Here is a 20339-nt window from a genome sequence, read left to right as displayed (position 1 = left end):
CGTTTACCAGAATTGACGTTTTCTTAATGCCGCGAAGGCATCCGTAAATATACTTAATCTTTCAACCGATTCTCCCCGCTGGTGCTGAGGCGAGACCCGTGACCGGACCTGAAGTCCTTGATTTTGCGAGAGAAGCCATTTGGCTCATGCTGGCTATGGCGGCACCCGTCATGCTGGTCGGCCTCGCTGTGGGTGTCACGATCGCCTTGTTCCAGGCCCTGACCCAGGTTCAGGAAATGACCTTGGTCTTCGTCCCGAAGATCATCGCGATCTTCATCGCCCTGCTGCTCTTCCTGCCCCTGATGGGCGGGCTGATGGCCGGCTTCATGACGATGATCTTCGACCGGATCGCCAATCCATGATCCCGGAACTGCCAGCCCTGGTCTATGCGGCGGGCCTGGTCTTTGCCCGGCTGGGCGCCATCCTGATGCTGCTGCCCGGTTTTGGTGAGCCATCGATTCCGGTCCGGATCCGCCTGGTCTTCGCCCTGCTGCTATGCCTGATCATGGCGCCGATCATTGCGCCCTCGCTGCCGGCCATGCCGCCGCAGCCACTGGCGATGGCGGGGATTGTCATCGGTGAGGTCATCACCGGCCTGATGATCGGCGCGGTCGCGCGCATGCTGGTTTCGACCGCGGCGGTCGCCGGCCAGGTGATCGGCATGCAGACCGGTCTCGCCATGGCCCAGTCCTTCGACCCGTCGCAAGGCTCGCAAGGGGCGCTGATTGCCACCTACTTGAACCTGACCTTCCTGCTCTTGCTGCTGGCCACCAATACCCATCACATGTTGCTGCAGATGGCACTCAACTCCTACGTGGTGTTCGAGCCCGGGGCGATGCCCTCGATGGCCGATGCCGCCGACTGGGCGCTGACCGCGTTCGCCGATGCCTTCCGTCTCGGCATCCAGCTGGCCTCGCCGCTGATCATGTACGGCCTCTTGTTCTATTTCGCGCTGGGGATACTCTCGCGACTCATGCCGCAGGCGCAAATCTTCTTCATCGCGATGCCGTCGAACATCCTCGTCGGACTGTTCATCCTCGCGATCGCCGTTGGCGCGATGAGCGCCGTCTGGCTGGAGCGCATGCAGCGCTTCGCGCTGGACATGAACTGAGGGAAGGCTGAGCACGCATGGCCGAAGGCGAAGACGACAGCCAGAAAACCGAGGAACCCACCCAGCGGCGGCTGGATGACGCACGCGAGAAAGGCGATGTCGCCAAGTCGCAGGAAATCCCGGGCTGGTTCATCCTCGCCTCCGGTCTGGCCCTGCTGAGCTTCATCTTTCCCATGATGGCGCGCGCGCTGGCCGGGTCGATGGAGATTTTCTTCGAACAGCCGCACCGCTTCGCGATTGAGCCAGGCGCGATGATGACGCTGATGCAGACCCTGTCCTGGCAGGTCGTGGCCGCCGTCGGCCTGCCGATCGCGATGTTCGCGGTCGCTGGTTTCGCCGGTCACTACGTGCAGCAGGGCATGTTGTTCACGACGGAAAAGATCCAGCCCAAATTCGACAAGATCAATCCGATCGAGGGTTTCAAACGCAATTTCGGACCCCAGGGCCTGGCCAACTTCCTCAAGGGCGTCGGCAAGATGGCACTGGTCGCCGTGGCGGCCTTTCTCGTTATCTACCCCAAGCGCGAGATCCTGGCCGGCATGCCGGCGCTCGACATCACCGCTTTGCTGCCGCTGGTCCGGCAAGGCGCGATCGAGCTGCTGCTCGCGGCCCTGATCGTCTACGCGGTGATCGCGGCCCTCGACTATGTCTTCCAGCGCCAGAGCTTCATGAAGCGCAACCGGATGTCGCGGCGCGAGATCAAGGACGAGATGAAGCAGTCCGAGGGTGACCCGCTGGTCCGGGCCAAGCTGCGCCAGCTGCGCCATGAGCGGGCCCAGCGCCGGATGATGACCAAGGTCCCCGACGCCACCGTGATCGTCACCAACCCGACCCACTATGCCATCGCGCTGTATTATGTTCAGGGCGAGACGCCGGCCCCGATCTGTGTCGCCAAGGGTGTCGACGAGGTCGCCTTGCGCATCCGCGAGGTCGGCGCCGAGCATAGTGTCCCCATCGTCGAGGATCCGCCCCTGGCGCGGGCGCTGCACGCGACCGCCGACCTCGACGCGGAAATCCCGACCGAGCATTTCCAGGCCGTGGCCAAAGTGGTCGGCTACGTCCTCTCCCTCACTCAGGGACGGCGCGCACGATACCGTCCGAGCGAGTAGACTGATCGTTCAAAGTCCTGATTCGCGCCGGAGCCCTCCCATGGCCGATACCTCCCCGCCGACCCCGCAAGTCGATGCCAATATCGAACGCAAGCCGTTCTGGTCGAAACCGGCCGGGCGTGTTGCCTTCTGGGTCTGCGGCTGCATTGCCGTGGCGGCGGCTGCCGTGGCCCTGATCGGCGCCGGCCAGGATGGCGGCCATGGTCTCGTCTATCTGTTCGGACTGGCGGTCATTGCGGTACTGATCCTGTTTGCAATCGCTGCCGGCGAGGCGGCGGGGCAGACCATGCGGCGCCAGGTCGTGCGCAATCAGGCTCCGAGCACCACCGATATCGGTTTTGCTGCCATGGACGGGTTTCCGGACCCGGTGCTGATCTCCGATCAGCGCGGCGCAGCGCGCTGGGCCAATGCGGCCTATCGCGAGCTGGCGCGCAAGGCAGGTGGCTTCGGTCAGAGCTTTGGCCTGCCGACCGTGGACCGGCTGTGGGCCGGATCCGGTGGCGGCGACGGAACGGTGTATCGGCTGGCGCGCGCGGCGGCCCAGGGCGACAGCGCCCGCGAACTCCTGCCGCCGCTCGATCTGGGCGAGCACGGCGTACAGCGCTTTCACCTCGAAGCGGCACCGCAGGAGGGCGGCCTGATCCTGTGGCGGCTAATGCCCTCCGGGGATCGCGATGGCGGGGCGGCCGGCGCTCTGGCCGACTGGTCCCAGCATTCACCGGTTGCGCTCTTCTCGCTGCGCGCCAATGGCGACATCCCGATGGGCAATGCCACGCTGCGCGACTGGCTGGGTCTCGCCGAGGGCGCATCCTTCCCGGCGCTCAAGGACATGCTGACCGGCGATGGTGCCCGGCGGGTGCTGCAGACCCGGGGCGGTGAGGGCATCGCCCGCATCGATGCCCGCATGAAGGCGCGGGACGGGATTGAAAGCCCGGTCGCGATTGCGGTCGAGTGGGCGCCGGGTGATCCCGGTGCCGGTCGGGCCGTGATGTACGGCCTGTCGATCACCGGCGCGCCTCCCGGCGTCGCCCAGGCGATGGCCGCCAGTGATACCGCCGAAGCCCGACCGACCGGCCGGACCCTGGACGACATGTTCGGCAATGCGCCGTTCGGTGTGGTGCGGCTTGATGGTGCGGATCCGGAGACCGCCATGATCGAGGACGTCAACCCGGCCCTGGTCCAGCTCTCGGGTGGCAAGGCGCTGCCGGGCATCAAGTTCTGCGACCTGTTCAACTGGGAAGACGGTCGTTCGCCGACCGACGCCTTCGCCGCGGCGATGGCCGGCAGCAGCGATCCGGCCGAAGCCCGCCTCGATCGCGATGACAAGGGCGTCTATGTCCACCTCGCCTTTGCCCCTGCCCGCGGCGGCAAGCGCGTCGCCTATGTCATCGACGTGACCGCCTGGAAGGAGCTGGAGCGCCAGTTTTCCCAGGCCAACAAGATGCAGGCGGTCGGTCAGCTCGCCGGTGGTGTTGCCCACGATTTCAACAACCTTCTGACCGCGGTCCGGCTCAATTGCGACGAACTCCTGAACCGTCACCCGGTGGGCGATCCGGACTATTCCGAGCTGCAGGCGATCAACCAGACCGTGGCTCGCGCCGCCGGCCTGGTCCGCAAGCTGCTCGCCTTCTCGCGCAAGCAGACCTTCCGCATGGAAACGCTGGATATCGGCGATCTCCTGTCCGACGTCTCGGTGCTGCTGCGCCAGATCGTCGAGGAGACGGTGCGGCTCGACATCGTGCATGGCCGCGACCTGCCGATGATCAAGGCCGACAAGGGCCAGCTCGAAACCGCCATCATCAATCTCGCCGCTAATGCCCGCGATGCGATGCGCGAAAACGGTGGCGGCTCGCTGGTGGTGAAGACCGCCCGCGTCGATGCTGACACCGTGCGCAGTGCCGGCGCTCCCAATCCGCGCGAGGGCGACTGGCTCTCCATCGCCGTGACCGATCAGGGGCATGGCATGGACAAGGCGACCATGGAGAAGATCTTCGAGCCCTTCTTTACGACCAAGGAGGCGGGCAAGGGCACCGGTCTCGGTCTCGCCACGGTCTACGGCATCGTCAAACAGTCCGGCGGCTTCCTGTTCGCCGACAGTGAGGTCGGCAAGGGCACGACCTTCACCATCTACCTGCCGGGCCATGCGCCGACCGAGGAAGAGGCGGTGGAGATGGAGCAGGCCGAGGTCGCCAAGACCGTCGAGAAGGCGCCCGCCGACCTGTCCGGTCGCGGCCGCATCCTGCTCGTCGAGGACGAGGACGCGGTTCGCCAGATCGCCGCCAAGACGCTGACCAAGCGCGGCTATGACGTGGTCGAGGCCTGTGATGGCGAAGAGGCCTACGAGATCCTCGAGGATGACGAGGAGGGGTTCGACCTGCTGATCTCCGACGTGGTGATGCCGGGGCTGGATGGTCCGGGCCTGCTGATGAAGGCGCGCGACATGCTCAAGGATACCCGGGTCGTCTTCATCTCCGGCTATGCGGCCGAGCAGTTCTCCGAAACGCTGTCGAGGGAGCAGGACGTCTCCTTCCTGCCCAAACCCTTCACGCTCACCCAGTTGGCCGAGAAGGTGAAGGAAGAGCTCGGCGAACGGCGCGAATAGGGGCGCTGTCGCAGGCGAGGGGGCTGATCCGCAGTTTGCGGGCTGACAATTCCGGTCAGATGTCCATAAAGGTGCAAACGCGCGATCACGCGCCACAGAGCCAGTGCGGACCATCATGGACAAGACCTTCAATCCGAATGACGCGGAAACCCGGATCTATCAGGCCTGGGAAGACAGCGGCGCCTTCAAGCCGAAAAATGACGACAAGGCCGAGGCCTTCTCGATCGTCATTCCGCCGCCCAACGTCACCGGTCGTCTGCATATCGGCCACGCGCTGAACAATACGCTGCAGGACGTTCTGGTCCGCTACAAGCGCATGCTGGGTTGCTCCGTGCTGTGGCAGCCGGGCACCGACCATGCCGGCATCGCCACCCAGATGGTGGTCGAGCGCCAGCTCGCGCAGGAAGGCAATATCTCCCGCCGCGACATGGGCCGTGAGGCCTTCATCAAACGCGTCTGGGAATGGAAGGAAGAAAGTGGCGGCGCCATCATGCAGCAGCTGCGCCGTCTCGGCGCGACCTGCGACTGGTCGCGTGAGCGCTTCACCCTGGATGAGGGCCTGTCGAAGGCCGTCCTCAAGGTGTTCGTCGAACTGCACCAGCAGGGCCTGATCTACCGCGATAAACGCCTGGTGAACTGGGATCCGCACTTCCAGACCGCGATCTCCGACCTCGAGGTCGAGAACCGCGAGACCCAGGGCCATTTCTGGCATTTCGCCTATCCGCTGGCCGATGGCTCCGGTGAGCTGGTGGTCGCCACGACGCGCCCGGAAACCGTGCTCGGTGACAGCGCTGTCGCCGTCCACCCGGACGATGAGCGCTACCAGCACCTGATCGGCAAGACGATCATGTTGCCGATCGCCAATGTCGAAATCCCGATCGTCGCCGACGAGCATGCCGACCCGGAGCAGGGCACGGGCTGTGTGAAGATCACCCCGGCGCACGACTTCAACGATTTCGAGGTCGGCAAGCGTCACGACCTGCCCAAGGTCAATATTCTCGACCGTGAAGCGCGTCTCCTGAACGAGGATGACGGCACCGGTGGTCTCGATCGGATTCCGGCTGAATGGCGTGGTCTCGATCGGTTCGAAGCCCGCAAGAAGCTGGTCGCGAAAATGGACGAGCTGGGCCTTCTGCGCGCCGTCGAGGACAAGGTCATCCAGCAGCCCTATGGCGACCGCTCCGGCGTCGTCATCGAGCCCTGGCTGACCGATCAGTGGTATGTGAATGCGGGCGAGCTGGCCAAGGAGGCCATCGCTGCCGTCGAGGATGGTCGCACCACCTTCCACCCCAAGACCTGGGAAAAGACCTATTTTGAATGGATGCGCAACATCCAGCCCTGGTGCATCTCGCGCCAGCTCTGGTGGGGGCATCGGGTTCCGGCCTGGTATGACGAGGACGGCAATGTCTTCGTCGCCGAGAGCGAAGCCGAGGCTGCCGAACAGGCGCGGGCGAAGGATGGCAAGGACGTTCCGCTGAGCCAGGACGAAGACGTCCTCGACACCTGGTTTTCCTCCGCGCTCTGGCCCTTCTCGACGCTGGGCTGGCCGGATGACACGCCGGAGCTGGTCGAGAAATTCTATCCGACCTCGGTTCTGATCACCGCCTTCGACATCATCTTCTTCTGGGTCGCCCGCATGATGATGCAGGGCCTTCACTTCATGAAGGATGCCGACGGAAAGCCGCAAGTGCCCTTCAAGGACGTCTATATCCACGCCCTCGTCCGTGACGAGAAGGGTCAGAAAATGTCCAAGTCCAAGGGCAATGTGATCGACCCGCTGGAGCTGATTGACGAATATGGTGCGGACGCCGTGCGCTTCACCCTGGCCGCCCAGGCCGGGCAGGGCCGCGATATCCGCATGTCCAAGGAACGCGTCGAGGGCTATCGCAATTTCGGCACCAAGCTGTGGAATGCCGCCCGTTTTGCCGAGATGAATGAATGCGTCGTGCCGGCCGGGTTCGACCCCAAGACCGTCACCCAGACCGTCAACAAGTGGATCCTGTCGGAAGCCGCCCAGGCGGTCGAGGCGATCAATGCCGGGCTTGAGGGCTATCGCTTCAACGACGCCGCGGCCGCCGCCTATCGCTTCGTGTGGAATGTGTTCTGCGACTGGCACCTGGAATTCGCCAAGCCGCTCTTCAATGGCGAGGATGAGGCGGCCAAGGCCGAGACCCGGGCGACGACCGCCTTCGTTCTCGATCAGGCGCTCAAGATGCTGCACCCCTTCATGCCCTTCGTCACCGAGGAGCTGTGGAGCCAGACCGGCACCCGCGACAGCCATCTGATTGTCGCCGACTGGCCGCAGCTCGACGGCCTGCAAAACGTCGACGCCACCGCCGAGATGGACTGGCTGATCAATCTGATCACCGATATCCGCCGCCTGCGCGCCGAGATGAACATCCCCGCCGGGGCCCAGCTGCCGCTGGTGGCCGTCGGGGCCGATGCCGTCACCACCGAGCGCTTTGCCCGTCACGAAGCCCTGATCAAGCGCATGGCGCGCCTGTCGGAGGTCTCGACCGCCGAGGCCGTCCCTCCCGCCTCGGCCCAGACAGTTCTCGGCACGACCACGCTCGCCCTGCCGCTGGAAGGCGTCATCGATTTTGCCGCCGAAAAGGACCGTCTCTCCAAGGAAGTCGCCAAGCTCGACGGCGAGATCAGCCGGCTCGAGAAAAAGCTCGGAAACGAAAAATTCGTCGCCAATGCTCCCGTCGAGGTGGTTGCCGAACAGCGCGAAAAGCTTGAAGACTATGCCGGTCAGAAAGCCAAGATGGCCGAAGCCCTGGCCCGGCTCGAGGGGATGTAATGGACGAACGCTTCCAGACGGTCTGGGATGAGCGGCTTGCGCCCTGGCTGGCCGAGCTGGAGGAAGAACGCAAACGGGTCGTCCGCCTGCGCTGGATTTGGCTCGGCGTCGGTGTGGCGGTCGGGCTGATCGGGGCTGCGGCCTTTTTCGGGGTGATTGAAGACCCGGGCCCGCTGATGTTCCTCATCATCCTGGGGCCGTTTCTGGGCTTCATCATCGGCAATACCGGCGTGGCGTCGCTGGCCAAGCGGATCAAGCTCGAACTCAACATGACGATCGCCGAGACGCTGGGGCTGACCTATCAGCTCAAGCCCTACGCTCCGGCGCGGTTCGATCGCCTGCGGACCTTCGGGCTACTGCCGTCCTCCGACCGCCAGACCTTCGAGGACCATTTCACCGGTGAGCGCGACGGCTGTGATTTCGAACTCTATGAGGCCGATCTCAAACAGCGCCGCAAGACCGGCAAGAGCACGAGCTATGTCACCGTCTTTCGCGGCGTGATCATCCGCATCACCTTCCCGCGCAAGGTCGAGGGCATCACCGTCATCAGCCGGGACCAGGGTGTGTTCAACGGTCTGAACGCGCTCGGCCGCTCCTTTGGCGGCGTCAAGCTGGAGCGGATCGGCCTCGTCGATCCGGTCTTCGAGAAAGCCTTCGAGGTGTATGGCAATGATCAGGTCCTTGCCCGCTATATGCTGACACCCTCCTTCATGGAGCGATTGCTGGCGCTGGAAACCACGCTGAAAGGCAAGAATGTCCGGGCGCTGTTCGACCAGGACAGTGGTCAGGGCGAGCTGATCATCGCGGCGGAGACCGGCAATCTCTTCGAGGCCGGCTCGATGCTGAAGCCGCTGACGGAAGAGGGGCGGTTCTCGAAAATCATCGACGACCTGAACCACATCACGGCGCTGATCGATCTCCTGATCGCGCCGTCGGCCCTGAACGAGCACGAGGCGCGCCAGGGCGTCTAGGGTCTAGGCCGGGCGGATCGCCAGAACCTGGTCTGCCAGGTCTTCCAGCGCCTCGTCGGACAGGCTGTCCGTGCTCAGGACTGCCCGTTTGACCGCCTCGCCATCGCGCTTGCGGGCGCGGTCATAGGCGGGGTCGTAATGGGCCGTGACCAGCGCCGCTGCGAGCGCTTCAAAATCGCCGGTCCGGGCCATCTCCAGCCAGCGTTCGATATCGGACCGGGACTGAAACCGTCGCAGACCGTCGATGGCATCGACCAGCTTTTCGGTATCGCGCGGCAGGTCGGGATAGGCGGTCATCAGGAAGCGGGCGCGCTCGTGAACGGTCGCCTGGATCTCGATCCGCGGCGCGGCCTGCATGGCCGCCCACAGGCGCGGCGGGACGCGGCGCTGGCCGACCTGGCGGCTTTCCGCCTCGACATAGACCGGACGCCCGGGGTCCAGATCCCGCAAGGTGCACCAGATGGCGCTCTCGAACGCCTTCTGGCTCGGCTGCGGGATGTCGGCGAAATGACCAAAGATCGAGCCGCGATGGTTGGCCAGCCCCTCCAGATCGATGACCTGCTCGCCGCGCGCTGCCAGCACATGCAGCAGTTGCGTCTTGGCGGTGCCGGTCTGGCCGTCAATCAGGATGACCGGCAGCGGGGCCTCATCGTCCAGCGCGGCGCTGACCTGGCGCCGCCAGGTCCGGTAGCCGCCCTCGACCAGTGTCGTTTTCCAGCCGACCGCCGCGAGGATGGTCGCCATGGATTGCGAGCGCATGCCGCCGCGCCAGCAATAGACCAGTGGCTTGAAGCGCTTGTCCTTGTCCGCAAGTGCACTCGCCAGATGCGCCGCGATATTGCGGGCGGCGATAGCGGCGCCCATGCGGCGCGCCTCGAAGACGGAGACCTGGGTGTAGTGCGTGCCGACCTTGGCCCGCTCGGCATCGTCGAGAACCGGCAGGTTGATGGCACCGGGCAGATGGTCCTCGGCAAACTCGGATGGCGAGCGCACATCAATGATGGCATCGAAGCGTTCCAATCCGCGCGCGGATAGGTCATCAGTGGTGGCAATTCGTTGCATCGGCGTGTCGATCCCGGTCATTCCGGCAGACTAGCCAAAAAGATGAGGTTCGTGATGATGGATGACACAGCGCCGATCCGGTTGAGTGCACTGGCCCATGGCGGCGGCTGCGGCTGCAAGCTCGACCCGGCTGTTCTCAGCGACATTCTGGGGGCGCCCTCGGCCTTTCCACTGCCCCGGGACCTCATCGTCGACGCCTCCACCCGCGATGACGCGGCGGTCTGGCGCATCAATGACGAGACGGCGCTGGTCGCCACAACGGACTTCTTCACCCCGATTGTCGACGACCCGGAGACCTTCGGGAAAATCGCCGCAACCAATGCCCTGTCTGATGTCTATGCCATGGGCGCGACGCCGATCTTCTGCCTCGCCCTCGTCGGCATGCCCGTCGGCAAGCTGCCGCCGGAGATGATCCGCGCCATCCTCGCCGGTGGACGTTCGGTCGCCGAAGCGGCCGGTGCCCCGATTGCCGGCGGACACTCGATCGACGCGGCCGAGCCGATCTACGGCCTCGTGGCGCTCGGCACGGTCCATCCCGACCGCCTTTTGACCAATTCCGGGGCGCGTCCCGGTGATGTCCTCATTCTCGGCAAGCCGATCGGTATCGGAATCTTCTCGGCGGCGCTCAAACAGGACCGTCTTTCGCCGGACGGCTATGCGCAGATGGTCGCCTCGACCACGCGCCTCAATACGCCGGGTGCGGGCTTGGCCGCGCTCGGCGGCGTTCATGCCGCGACCGATGTCACCGGCTTCGGCCTGCTCGGTCATCTCGGCGAAATGTGCGACGGCGCCGGTGTGCGGGCCGTGATCGAGCGCAGGGCAGTCCCCGTCTTCGCCGAAGCGCGCAGCCTGGCGGCCGCCGGCGTCCGGACCGGCGCGTCCGGTCGAAACTGGGCCGCCGTCGGCGCGGCGGTGACCGGCCGACCGGCCGACTGGTCCGGCCTCGACGAGACCCTGTGGTGCGACCCGCAAACCTCCGGCGGCCTGCTGGTCAGCTGTGCGCCCGACAGCGCCGAGGCCGTGCTGGCTCACTTCCACAAGGCCGGCCACAGCGATGCCGCCGTAATCGGCCGCATCGAGGCCGGTGAGGGGATCGCCCTGGTCTAGGACAGGCTGAATGGGGCAGGGTGCTGTTGTTCGCGCCACGCGTTCGCGTGTCATCCCGGATGCACGTCCCGCGCAGGCGAGGCGCTCTCCACCCCCATACTCTGCTTTATCCCCCGCCTCAGAGCCCTTCCTTCTCCCTTGGGAGAAGGTGCCCCGGAGGGGCGGATGAGGGGGATTCTCCGGGAAATGCCGCGATTTACCCCTCACCCTGACCCTCTCCCCAGGGGGAGGGAAAGTGCCGCGCCGACAAAAACTTATCCGCACCCCCTCGACCCCACGCGATAATGCGTGCGGTTTTCGGGACGGGAGGCGCGAGCTCAGTCACTTGTGCCCGGAAGCGTGCGGAGCCTGTCCGCGTACGGGGGTGACATCCCGATACTCCGGCAGGGCGTGCGGCATGGTCGCGGGGCACTAAACGACCGACCCCATCTACCGGTCGCATTGGAATCGGGGGCGAGAGCGTCCGGGAAATCTCCGCGTGCGGGATGCTTGTCGAAGCTACCCTTATCAATCCAGCGCTTTATCGGCTCCGGCCGGCATCCCGCTCCCTCCTCTGCCCAGACCGCCAGGCGCCAAGCGTCGTGGCGATCTCGGTGCTTGCCGGGCCCGGTGGGCGCCGCCTATCCTGTGCTCGAACCTTGCGAGGCCTGATGCGTTTTCTCCTGATCCTCCTGACCGGCTTGGTGATGACCGGCCTGCTGATGAACGGGGCGGCGCGTGCCCAGCCGCCGGAGCCGGACGTTGAGCCCTGGCTGGAGGCCTGCGAGGCGGGCGAGGCGTTCGCCTGCAATTATGCCAGTGGTGTGCTGCAGCGCCGCGATTCCGGTTACTGGCTGACCGATGAGGCGGTTGAGCTGCATTTGCGCGGCTGCTCGCTGGGCTCGGACCGCTCGTGCTGGCTGTTCGAGCGGATCAATACGCCCAACCCGTATATCGGTCCGCGCTATGACCGGGACGTCTACCTTCCGGTCGCCCTGTCGGGCTGCCGCAATGGCAGCAATATGGCGTGCTGGCAGGCGGCCGGTTTCTTCGAGGAGGGCAATGCGGGCGAGCGTGAGCAGGCACTGGAATTGTCGCGGCAATCCTGTGAGGGCGGGTTCTCGGACGGGTGTGCGCGACTGGCCGACATTCTCGCCGGCATGGGGCGCGATAGCCTGCAGGCCTCGCAGGCCGCGTGTTTTGGCAACTTCCCGGGCCGCATGCGCAAGCAGGACGACTGCACGGCGGCCTGCGAGGCGGGCAGTGGCCGGGCCTGTTTCGAGCTTGCCCTGATGTTCGAGCGTGGCCGTGATGGCGCCCAGACCATGCGCCGCGATGCCCAACAGGCGCAACGGCGTTTCGCTCAGGCTTGCGAGCTGGGTCAGGTTGAGGCCTGCGAGCGCTAGGCGGTTCGCCTGTGCCAGGTCGCAATACCGGGTCGCCATGATCAGGCGGGGAGTGTCAGGCCTTTCCAGGCGACCACAAGCAGCCAGTGAAACAGGATTGCCGGCCAGATCGAGCCGGAACGCCGGTAGAGGACTGTGCAGGTCAGGCCCAGCAGGGCGGTGATCGCGAGGAAGCCCGGCTCGACAAAGACAGGCTGCGCCATCGGCAGGCCCAGCCAGACCTGGAGCGGGTGCCAGAGCATGAAAGCGAGGATCGCCAGGCCGGCCCGGATCCGGCCGGTCCGGCCGCCGAGGACGACTCGAAAGACCAGCTCTTCAGCGAGGGCCGGAACAAGAAATGCCACTGCTGCTATCGCTAACAGGCCGCTCGGGTCAGGGGTCACGGAAAACTTGAACAGGGGCTCAACTGCGTTCACCACGCCAGCGGCGAGGGCAAATAGGGCAAGGATTAGAAGTGATTGCCCCCAATCGGACAATGTCGGGCATTTCCGGACCGCCCGTTTTGCATCTGCGAAAAAACTTGACGCTGTGCCGCATAATTCGATCATGCGCGCCAGACTAAACAAGACTGATCCCAGAGGAGAGACAAAATGAGTGCTGTGGACGATCCCATCGTCATCGTCGGCATGGCCCGCACCCCCATGGGTGGCCTGCTCGGTGAACTCGCACCGCTGTCCGCCAATGAACTCGGCGCCATTGCCGTCAAGGCGGCGATGGAAGAAGCCGGCATTGCCGGCGACGATATCGACCAGATCCTGATGGGCAATGTGCTCCAGGCCGGCCAGGGCCAGGCACCGGGTCGCCAGGCGGCGATCAAGGCCGGTCTGCCCAAGTCGGTTGAAGCCACCACGCTCAACAAGATGTGCGGCTCGGGCATGCAGGCGGCGATCATGGGTCGCGCCTCGATCGCGGCGGGGGATGCCGACATCATTATCGCCGGCGGCATGGAGTCGATGACCAATGCCCCGCACATGCTGCCGACCCACCGCGCCGGCTTCAAGTATGGCCATGACACCCTCAAGGACCACATGGCCCAGGACGGTCTCGAGGATGCCTACGAGAAAAAGCCGATGGGTGTTTATGCCGACATGATCGCGGAGGAACACCAGTTCACCCGCGAGCAGCAGGACGCCTACGCGCTGGAAACCCTGGCCCGCGCCCAGCGCGCGACCAAGGACGGTGATTTCAAGCGCGAGATCACGCCGGTGACGATCAAGGGCCGCAAGGGCGATGTCGTCGTCGACACGGACGAGCTGCCGCGCAAGGCGATGCCGGAGAAGATCCCGTCCCTGCGTCCGGCCTTCTCCAAGGACGGCACGGTCACCGCGGCCAACGCCTCGGCGATCTCGGACGGCGCTGCGGCGCTGATCCTGATGCGTCTGTCTGAAGCCGAGCGTCGTGGCCTCAAGCCGATCGCCCGGATCGTCGCCACCGCCGCCCACGCCCATGAGCCGGCCTATTTCACCACCGCTCCGGTGCCCGCCATGCGCAAGGTTGTCGAGCGCGCCGGCTGGCAGATCGGTGATGTCGATCTGTGGGAAATCAACGAGGCCTTTGCCGTCGTGCCGATGATCGCGATGAAGGAGCTGGGCATTTCCCACGACATCATCAACGTCAATGGCGGCGCCTGTGCCCTGGGTCACCCGATCGGCGCCTCCGGTGCCCGCATCATGGTCACCCTGCTCGCCGCACTGGAAAAGCACGGCAAGACCAAGGGCGTCGCCTCGCTCTGCATTGGTGGTGGTGAAGCCACCGCCGTGGCTGTGGAGCGCTTTGCGTAAGCGGCGTCGCACAGGCTGACATGAAGGGGGCGCGGCCGATGGCTGCGCCCTTTTCTTGTAACGTCAGACCCGGTTTGGGTTTTCAATACCGTGTTTGTGGAACGCAGATGTTCAACGAAATGCGGCTCAGCCGCCCAACCATCCATTGATGTCTTGCAAGCCAGTCCGCCTCATCGACTTCTTGCGGTCAAGGGCCCGCAGGGCCGCTTCGCGGTTGTTACCCTTGACCGCAAGAAGTCGATGAGGCCCTCTCTCGGCAAGTCATCAATGACGCATTCCATGCTGATGCACGAACGCCCGAAAACTTCCCGTCCCCTATGCTGCACTGGCGAAAATCAGCCGCCAGCCTCAGCCGTCAATATGCCCCAATGGCAGGCCGCGGCCTTCCTTGACGTTGCGGATCTGGACCGAGGTGCGGAAGTCGCCGACCACGTCGAGCGGGATCATCTTGTCGGACATGAAGTCGTTGTAGGCGTCGATGTCCGGGGTCACGACCTTGAGGAGATAATCATAGGGCCCGGTCATGGTGCAGGCCTCGGTGATTTCCTCGAAGCTCTGGATGGCCTTCTCGAACTTCTCGTAATTGGCCTTGCGGGCGGGCTGGATCTTCACTTCCAGATAGGCGGTGAACATCAGTCCGATCATGCGCCGGTCGAGCTGGATCGAGCGCCGCTTGATGATGCCCTCGGTCTCGAGGCGGCGAATCCGGCGCCAGCAGGGGGAGGGGGTCAGGCCGACGATTTCGGCAATGTCGGCGACGGACCGGCCCGCATCCTCCTGCAGGGCTTCAAGAATGCGTACATCGATCGTGTCCAGGGTGACGGTCATTATTTCCTCAAATCTTCATTTTGAGGGAAAATAATTCAACTTTCCGCAATTGCGAACCCCGAAATGGCACCGCATTGCTATGCTGGACAAGACCTGCTCTTCCGCGCTAGAGCGCGTCGCGTATCCGCACTGGCGGAGACCCTTTAAGTGGCACATCCTGCCGAAGTTTTCAGCGAGAGCCCATGGCACACACTGAACCCCGCTTCCACGTCCCTGCGCCGCATGTGCGGCCCGGTGATACGCCTGATTTTTCCCATATCGACATTCCGCCGGCCGGCGAGGCCAAGCGGCCTGACCCGTCGGTGCCGGGAATGGAGACCCGCGATCTCGCGCTCGGCCTCGTCCGCGTGCTCGACCACAATCATCAGGCGGTCGGCGAGTGGGATCCCAAGCTGGATGCCGGGGTCCTGCGTGAAGGGCTGCGCCACATGGTGCTGACCCGCGTCTATGACGAACGCATGCTGAAGCTGCAGCGCCAGGGCAAGATGAGCTTCTACATGAAGTCGACCGGCGAAGAGGCGGTGGCCGTGGCCGGCGCGATGGCGATCGACAGCGGCGACATGGTCTTCCCGTCCTATCGCCAGCAGGGCATCCTGTTCGCCCGTGGCCGCGACATCGTCGACATGATGTGCCACTGCATCTCGAACAGCCGCGACAATCTCAAGGGGCGCCAGCTGCCGGTCCACTACACCTGGGCCGACGGCAATTTCTTCTCGATCTCGGGCAATCTCGCGACGCAATTCCCGCAGGCTGTCGGTTATGCCATGGCCTGCCAGTATCGCGGTGACGGCTCGATTGCCTCGACCTGGATCGGCGAAGGCTCGACCGCCGAGGGCGATTTCCACGGTGCGCTGGTGCTGGCCTCGACCTACAAGGCACCGGTCATCCTCAATGTGGTCAATAACCAGTGGGCGATCTCGACCTTCCAGGGCATGGCGGCCGGTGATGCACCAACCTTCGCCAACAAGGGCATCGGCTATGGCATCGCGTCGCTGCGCGTCGACGGCAATGACTTCCTCGCCGTCTACGCCGCCACCCAGTGGGCGGCCAAGCGGGCCCGTGACGGGCATGGCGCGACGGTGATCGAGACCTTCACCTACCGCGCCGATGCACACTCCACCTCCGATGATCCGTCCGGCTATCGCCCCAAGGGCGAGAACACGATCTGGCCGCTTGGCGATCCGATCGAGCGTCTCAAACAGCACCTGATCGGTCTGGGCGAGTGGGACGAGGAGCGTCACCTCGTGCTCGAGAAGGAACTGAACGAGATGGTCATCGCTTCCTACAAGGAAGCGGAAAGCCACGGCACGCTGCATGACGGCCCGCTCTCGCCGGTCAACTCGATCTTCGAGGATGTCTATGCCGAACCGGACTGGCGCCTGCGTCGCCAGCGCCAGGACTTGGGAGTCTAGAGCATGGCCAAGATGAACATGATCCAGGCCCTCAATTCGGCCCTGGACAACATGATGGAACGTGACCCCGATGTGATCAGCTTCGGCGAGGACGCCGGCTATTTCGGCGGTGTCTTCCGGGTCACCGCGAACCTGCAGGCCAAATACGGCCTTGATCGCTCCTTTGATGCGCCGATCAATGAGGCGGCCATCATGGGCATGGCGATCGGCATGGCGGCAAAGGGACTCAAGCCCGTCGCCGAGATCCAGTTCGCCGACTACATCTTCCCCGGCATCGACCAGATCGTCTCTGAGATGTCGCGCATCCGTTACCGCTCGGCCGGCCAGTTCACCACGCCGGTCGTTGTCCGCACGCCTTGCGGCGGGGGAATCCGCGGTGGCCAGACCCACTCGATGAGCCCGGAAGCCTTTTTCACCCAGGTGCCGGGTATCCAGGTCGTGATGCCGTCCAATCCCTATGACGCCAAGGGGCTCCTGATCGCCGCGATCGAGAGCCCGGATCCGGTCATCTTCTTCGAGCCGAAGCGCCTGTATAATGGTCCGTTCGACGGCCATTCCGGCGGTGCGCTGTCATCCTGGGGCAAGCATCCCAAGGGTGAGGTGCCGGAGGATCATTACTCGCTGCCGATCGGCAAGGCGGAAGTCGTCCGCGAGGGTTCGGAGCTGACCATCATCGCCTACGGTACGCTGGTGCTGGTCGCCCAGGCCGCAGTCGAGAAGGCCGGCATTGATGCCGAAGTGATCGATCTGAAAACCCTGGTGCCCTACGACATCGAGACGATTGCCCGTTCGGTCAACAAGACCGGCCGCTGCATCGTCGCCCAGGAAGCGCCGCGCACCTCCGGCTTTGCCGCCGAGCTGGCCGCGCAGATCCAGGAAGAGTGCTTCTACGCCCTCGAAGCGCCGATCCAGCGCGTCACCGGCTGGGACACGCCTTACCCGCATGCCCATGAGTGGTCCTACTTCCCGGGCCCTGACCGTTTCATCAACGCCATGAACGCCGTTCTGGAGGCCTGATCGATGAGCGAATACCGCTATAAAATGCCTGATGTCGGCGAAGGGATTGTCGAGGCCGAGATCGTTGAGTGGCACGTCAAGGAAGGCGATACCGTCACCGAGGACCAGCATGTTCTCGATGTGATGACGGACAAGGCCACCGTCGAGATCCCCTGTGCGGTCAATGGCACGGTGACCAAGCTGGTCGGCGCGCCGGGCGACGTGATCGCGGTCGGAACCGAGATCATGTTCATCGCCGTCGATGGGGCCGTCCCGGCCGAGGATGAGGTTGCCGCCGAAGACGCCAAGCCCGCCGAACCGGCCAAGCCGACGACGCCCAAGGCGACCGAACCGGTGGCCGCGGCTGAGGCGCCGGCGATTGCCAGCCGCACCGGTGGCGAGCGCCCGCTGACCAGCCCGGCGGTGCGCAAGCGCGCCCTCGACGCAGGCATCGATCTCGCCAATGTCCCGGGCAGCGGTCCGGCGGGCCGGATCACGCATGATGACCTCGATGACTTCATCAAGTCGGGCGGCCGCCTTGTCGCCCGCTCCGGGTCGGGCAGTTCCTCCGTTCGGGCGCCGCGCACCGGTGTCACCGAGGAGAAGGTGATCGGCCTGCGCCGCCGCATCTCTGACAACATGTCCCACGCCCAGCGCACCATTCCGGATATCGCCTATGTCGAGGAAATCGATGTCACGGCGCTGGAAGAGCTGCGCGCGCATCTCAATGCGACCAAGTCGGATGACCAGACCAAGCTGACCTTCATCCCCTTCCTCGTCCTGGCGCTGACCAAGGCCCTGCCGAAAACGCCGCAGGCCAATGCCCATTTCGATGGCGAGGCCATGCTGCTGACCAAGTATGACGCCGTGCATTGCGGGGTCGCTGCGGCGACTCCGAGCGGTCTCATGGTGCCGGTCATCAAGCACGCCGAAAGCCTCGATATCTGGCAGATCGCCGCCGAGCTGAAACGCCTCGCGGCCGCTGCCAAGGACGGCAAGGCCAGCAAGGACGAGCTGACCGGCTCGACCATCACCATCACCTCGCTGGGCGCGATCGGCGGCCTGGTCACGACGCCGATCCTCAACGCCCCGGAAACCGCCATCATCGGCGTCAACAAGATGCAGACCCTGCCGCGCTACAATGCCGAAGGACTGGTCGTGCCGCGCAAGCTGATGAACCTGTCGAGCTGTTTCGATCACCGCATCGTCGACGGCTATGAGGCCGCCATGCTGATCCAGGCCGTGAAGGGCTATCTGGAAAATCCGTCGACGCTGTTCATGTAAATCTCGGTCAGGTCCTTCCCCTTGATGGGGAAGGTGGGCCGAGGCTAAGCCTCGGCTCGGAAAGGGTGAGACGCGCAAGCGTTCCGGCTCCTATCGGCCATCACCCACTCCACCGCTTTGCGGCCTCCCGTGCCTTGTCTGGGCGAGGACCTGCCTGATCAGGATTGTTGTGCAGGGCGTCCCGCTTTGCTTTGGCGCCCTGCTTGGCTAGCCTGAGCAAAGGAGTCGTGGAGGACCCGATGTTTCGGCCATGGGATTGGATGTTGGACCGGTTTGGGCTTGCCTTGTCCGTCTGTGTCGCGATTTCAGTCACCCTGTTTCTCGGACCGATGCTTTGGGGGTGGCCATCTATTGCCAGCGTGATCGGTCAGGTTCTGACCTTTTTCGGATTACTGCTCTACGTCGCCATACGGTCTGCCTGGCTTTCCATGGCACCGAAACGGCCACCCTTCCGTCGTCGATCGGCGCGTGACAGGGCTTGACCCGGACATCGGGTGAGCGGCAAAACGAGGGGCAGGGGAGCTTTGCCATGCCGTCAGTCCTGAAACAAACTTGGTCCGACCTCGTCTCAGCCCTTGCGGTCTGGGGCGGCGGCGTGTTTGTGCTGATGTTCTATCACAAGAAGATGGGCATGCCGTCCGAGTGGATGCCGCAGATCGTGTTCGGCAGCTGCCTCGTGGTCCTGGTGCTGGCACCGGTCGGTTCGCTGCTCTGGCGCCGGGTGATCCGGCGCACCTAGCCTGAGTCCGGCTCTTTCCCCTTATTCGCCGAGCCGCCAAACCCGGCTTGGAACCCCGTTATCGTGCCTAGACGTCTGCGGGTTCCCGTGCCGGTGTTACGCTAGTCGAACGCCTCGCAGAACGAGGTGCTCGCAGCATTGCCGACACAATATTGTCGCGCCCATTCCCGCGGGTTGTCGAACAGCACCCCGCCGCAGCGGGCGCGCCAGGCATCATCCCGGGCGTCATGGTCGGCGGCGTCCCGGTTATAATCGTCCAGCTCGTCCTGCAAATCGTCCACGTCGTCATTATAGGCATCGACCCGATCCTGGTGCATGCGCACCTGATTGGCGCGGGCCCGGTCCGCAACACCGTAGGCATCGCTATTGAAGGAATAGCTGAGGTGATTGCGCTCATCCTGTAGTCCGTCGGCGCGTCGCTAAAGTGCCCGCTCGGCGCTGCGGATCTCCGATCGCCAGCGACGGAGCCGATTGGACTCGGCATCGCTTTCACGGGAGTCATTGAAGCAGGCCATCCATTCGCTCCGGCCCGCTGCCCGCTCGGCAGGCGCCGCCGTCGTGGAGGAAGAAGCGCTTGCGGCCCCGTTGCCCGCCGACGCAGCGGACGACGCGGGCGATGTGGCGGCCTCGCTGCCGACGGGGCTGACGCAGACCGTCAGGACACCCGCATTATCGCCGAGCGCGGCATCCGCGTCATTGATCCTGAACTCAACCGGGCCGCTCCCCCAGATCCGCGTGACCTGCCCGTTCCCGATTGACGGACGGGGCGCAATAACCTGGTCGCGGCCTTGTGCCCGGAGGAGGAGCTGTCCGAAGGCGTAATTCTGGTCGTACTTGTAGGCAGAAAAGGGTTCGAGCCGCTGGGCATCGGCGCCTTGATGGCCCGCATAGCTGCTCCGGCTGATCGCTGTATCCACTGTCCAGCTCCCGCTGATGCTGGCAATATCGACCGGTGCCTCGAGAAATTGCACCGCCTGCCAGCCCTGTGTGGACTGGATCTGGACACATTCACTTTGAGCATTGGCTGCTCCTGTCAGCAGACAAGCCATGACGATCCATGCAGCGCGCATTGTGATCCCTTTTTCAAGTGCACAAATGCCGAGAGTCCATCGTAGAAACTTGAGGCAGACATTCAACCTGCCAATTCGT

18 protein-coding genes are annotated in these 20339 nt (G+C 64.4%); 13 read left to right on the top strand and 5 right to left on the bottom strand.

Annotated elements, in window-relative coordinates:
• Nucleotides 1–98 precede the first annotated feature (98 nt).
• The 6 genes from fliQ to AAA969_RS09735 all read left to right on the top strand — a co-directional run bounded on the left by fliQ (nucleotide 99) and on the right by AAA969_RS09735 (nucleotide 8596).
• Nucleotides 99–362 (top strand): flagellar biosynthesis protein FliQ, encoded by a 264-nt coding sequence (gene fliQ / locus AAA969_RS09760; protein WP_338245838.1) that lies wholly within the window; start codon nucleotides 99–101, stop codon nucleotides 360–362.
• The gene (gene fliR, locus AAA969_RS09755; RefSeq protein WP_338245837.1) at nucleotides 359–1111 is read left to right on the top strand and encodes a flagellar biosynthetic protein FliR; all 753 of its coding nucleotides are present in this window, start codon (nucleotides 359–361) and stop codon (nucleotides 1109–1111) included. The genes fliQ and fliR overlap by 4 nt, the downstream gene beginning before the upstream one ends.
• Nucleotides 1112–1128: 17 nt before the next feature.
• Nucleotides 1129–2220 carry a flagellar biosynthesis protein FlhB gene (flhB, locus tag AAA969_RS09750; protein WP_338245836.1) on the top strand — a complete coding sequence of 364 codons (1092 nt, stop codon included), beginning with the start codon at nucleotides 1129–1131 and terminating at the stop codon, nucleotides 2218–2220.
• 40 nt (nucleotides 2221–2260) lie between these two features.
• Nucleotides 2261–4822: a hybrid sensor histidine kinase/response regulator gene (locus AAA969_RS09745; protein WP_338245835.1), complete on the top strand. Its 2562-nt coding sequence runs from the start codon at nucleotides 2261–2263 to the stop codon at nucleotides 4820–4822.
• A 115-nt stretch (nucleotides 4823–4937) separates the two neighbouring features.
• Entirely contained in the window at nucleotides 4938–7625 is a 2688-nt protein-coding gene (locus AAA969_RS09740; protein ID WP_338245834.1) for a valine--tRNA ligase, read from the top strand.
• Entirely contained in the window at nucleotides 7625–8596 is a 972-nt protein-coding gene (locus AAA969_RS09735) for a DUF3137 domain-containing protein (protein ID WP_338245833.1), read from the top strand. Before AAA969_RS09740 ends, AAA969_RS09735 begins: the two co-directional genes overlap by 1 nt.
• A 3-nt stretch (nucleotides 8597–8599) precedes the next feature.
• Here the strand turns inward: AAA969_RS09735 and mnmH are convergent, their stop codons facing one another.
• The gene (mnmH, locus tag AAA969_RS09730; protein WP_338245832.1) at nucleotides 8600–9679 is read right to left on the bottom strand and encodes a tRNA 2-selenouridine(34) synthase MnmH; all 1080 of its coding nucleotides are present in this window, start codon (nucleotides 9677–9679) and stop codon (nucleotides 8600–8602) included.
• 33 nt (nucleotides 9680–9712) lie between these two features.
• Here mnmH and selD point away from each other — a divergent pair, with 33 nt between their 5' ends.
• Complete coding sequence (gene selD / locus AAA969_RS09725) at nucleotides 9713–10765, top strand: selenide, water dikinase SelD (RefSeq protein WP_338245831.1); 1053 nt, start codon at nucleotides 9713–9715, stop codon at nucleotides 10763–10765.
• Between the two features lie 650 nt (nucleotides 10766–11415).
• A complete protein-coding gene (locus AAA969_RS09720) occupies nucleotides 11416–12150 on the top strand; it encodes a hypothetical protein (protein WP_338245830.1) in 735 nt (244 codons plus the stop codon).
• Between the two features lie 41 nt (nucleotides 12151–12191).
• Here the strand turns inward: AAA969_RS09720 and AAA969_RS09715 are convergent, their stop codons facing one another.
• Entirely contained in the window at nucleotides 12192–12698 is a 507-nt protein-coding gene (locus AAA969_RS09715; RefSeq protein WP_338247233.1) for a CPBP family glutamic-type intramembrane protease, read from the bottom strand.
• A gap of 42 nt (nucleotides 12699–12740) precedes the next feature.
• Here AAA969_RS09715 and AAA969_RS09710 point away from each other — a divergent pair, with 42 nt between their 5' ends.
• On the top strand, nucleotides 12741–13931 hold the full coding sequence (locus AAA969_RS09710) for a thiolase family protein (protein WP_338245829.1): 1191 nt from the start codon (nucleotides 12741–12743) through the stop codon (nucleotides 13929–13931).
• Between the two features lie 348 nt (nucleotides 13932–14279).
• Here the strand turns inward: AAA969_RS09710 and AAA969_RS09705 are convergent, their stop codons facing one another.
• Nucleotides 14280–14759, bottom strand: coding sequence for an Lrp/AsnC family transcriptional regulator (locus AAA969_RS09705; protein ID WP_338245828.1), 480 nt, complete (start codon nucleotides 14757–14759; stop codon nucleotides 14280–14282).
• Nucleotides 14760–14941: 182 nt separating this feature from the next.
• Here AAA969_RS09705 and AAA969_RS09700 point away from each other — a divergent pair, with 182 nt between their 5' ends.
• The 4 genes from AAA969_RS09700 (at nucleotide 14942) to AAA969_RS09685 (ending at nucleotide 19190) form a co-directional block, all read left to right on the top strand.
• On the top strand, nucleotides 14942–16171 hold the full coding sequence (locus AAA969_RS09700) for a 3-methyl-2-oxobutanoate dehydrogenase (2-methylpropanoyl-transferring) subunit alpha (protein WP_338245827.1): 1230 nt from the start codon (nucleotides 14942–14944) through the stop codon (nucleotides 16169–16171).
• 3 nt (nucleotides 16172–16174) lie between these two features.
• Nucleotides 16175–17188, top strand: coding sequence for an alpha-ketoacid dehydrogenase subunit beta (locus AAA969_RS09695; protein ID WP_338245826.1), 1014 nt, complete (start codon nucleotides 16175–16177; stop codon nucleotides 17186–17188).
• 3 nt (nucleotides 17189–17191) lie between these two features.
• Complete coding sequence (locus AAA969_RS09690) at nucleotides 17192–18451, top strand: dihydrolipoamide acetyltransferase family protein (RefSeq protein ID WP_338245825.1); 1260 nt, start codon at nucleotides 17192–17194, stop codon at nucleotides 18449–18451.
• A gap of 529 nt (nucleotides 18452–18980) precedes the next feature.
• A complete protein-coding gene (locus AAA969_RS09685) occupies nucleotides 18981–19190 on the top strand; it encodes a hypothetical protein (RefSeq protein WP_338245824.1) in 210 nt (69 codons plus the stop codon).
• A gap of 101 nt (nucleotides 19191–19291) precedes the next feature.
• On the opposite strand, the gene AAA969_RS09680 is transcribed toward AAA969_RS09685, so the two are convergent.
• Together AAA969_RS09680 and AAA969_RS09675 are read right to left on the bottom strand one after the other, a co-directional pair.
• On the bottom strand, nucleotides 19292–19507 hold the full coding sequence (locus AAA969_RS09680) for a hypothetical protein (protein WP_338245823.1): 216 nt from the start codon (nucleotides 19505–19507) through the stop codon (nucleotides 19292–19294).
• Between the two features lie 102 nt (nucleotides 19508–19609).
• The gene (locus tag AAA969_RS09675; protein ID WP_338245822.1) at nucleotides 19610–20260 is read right to left on the bottom strand and encodes a hypothetical protein; all 651 of its coding nucleotides are present in this window, start codon (nucleotides 20258–20260) and stop codon (nucleotides 19610–19612) included.
• Between the last annotated feature and the right edge of the window lie 79 nt (nucleotides 20261–20339).

The sequence above is a fragment of the Maricaulis maris genome, assembly GCF_036322705.1.
Classification (GTDB): domain Bacteria; phylum Pseudomonadota; class Alphaproteobacteria; order Caulobacterales; family Maricaulaceae; genus Maricaulis; species Maricaulis maris_B.
The sequence above is the reverse complement of the archived record's forward strand: the minus strand, read 5'-3'. Positions and strand labels throughout refer to the sequence as shown.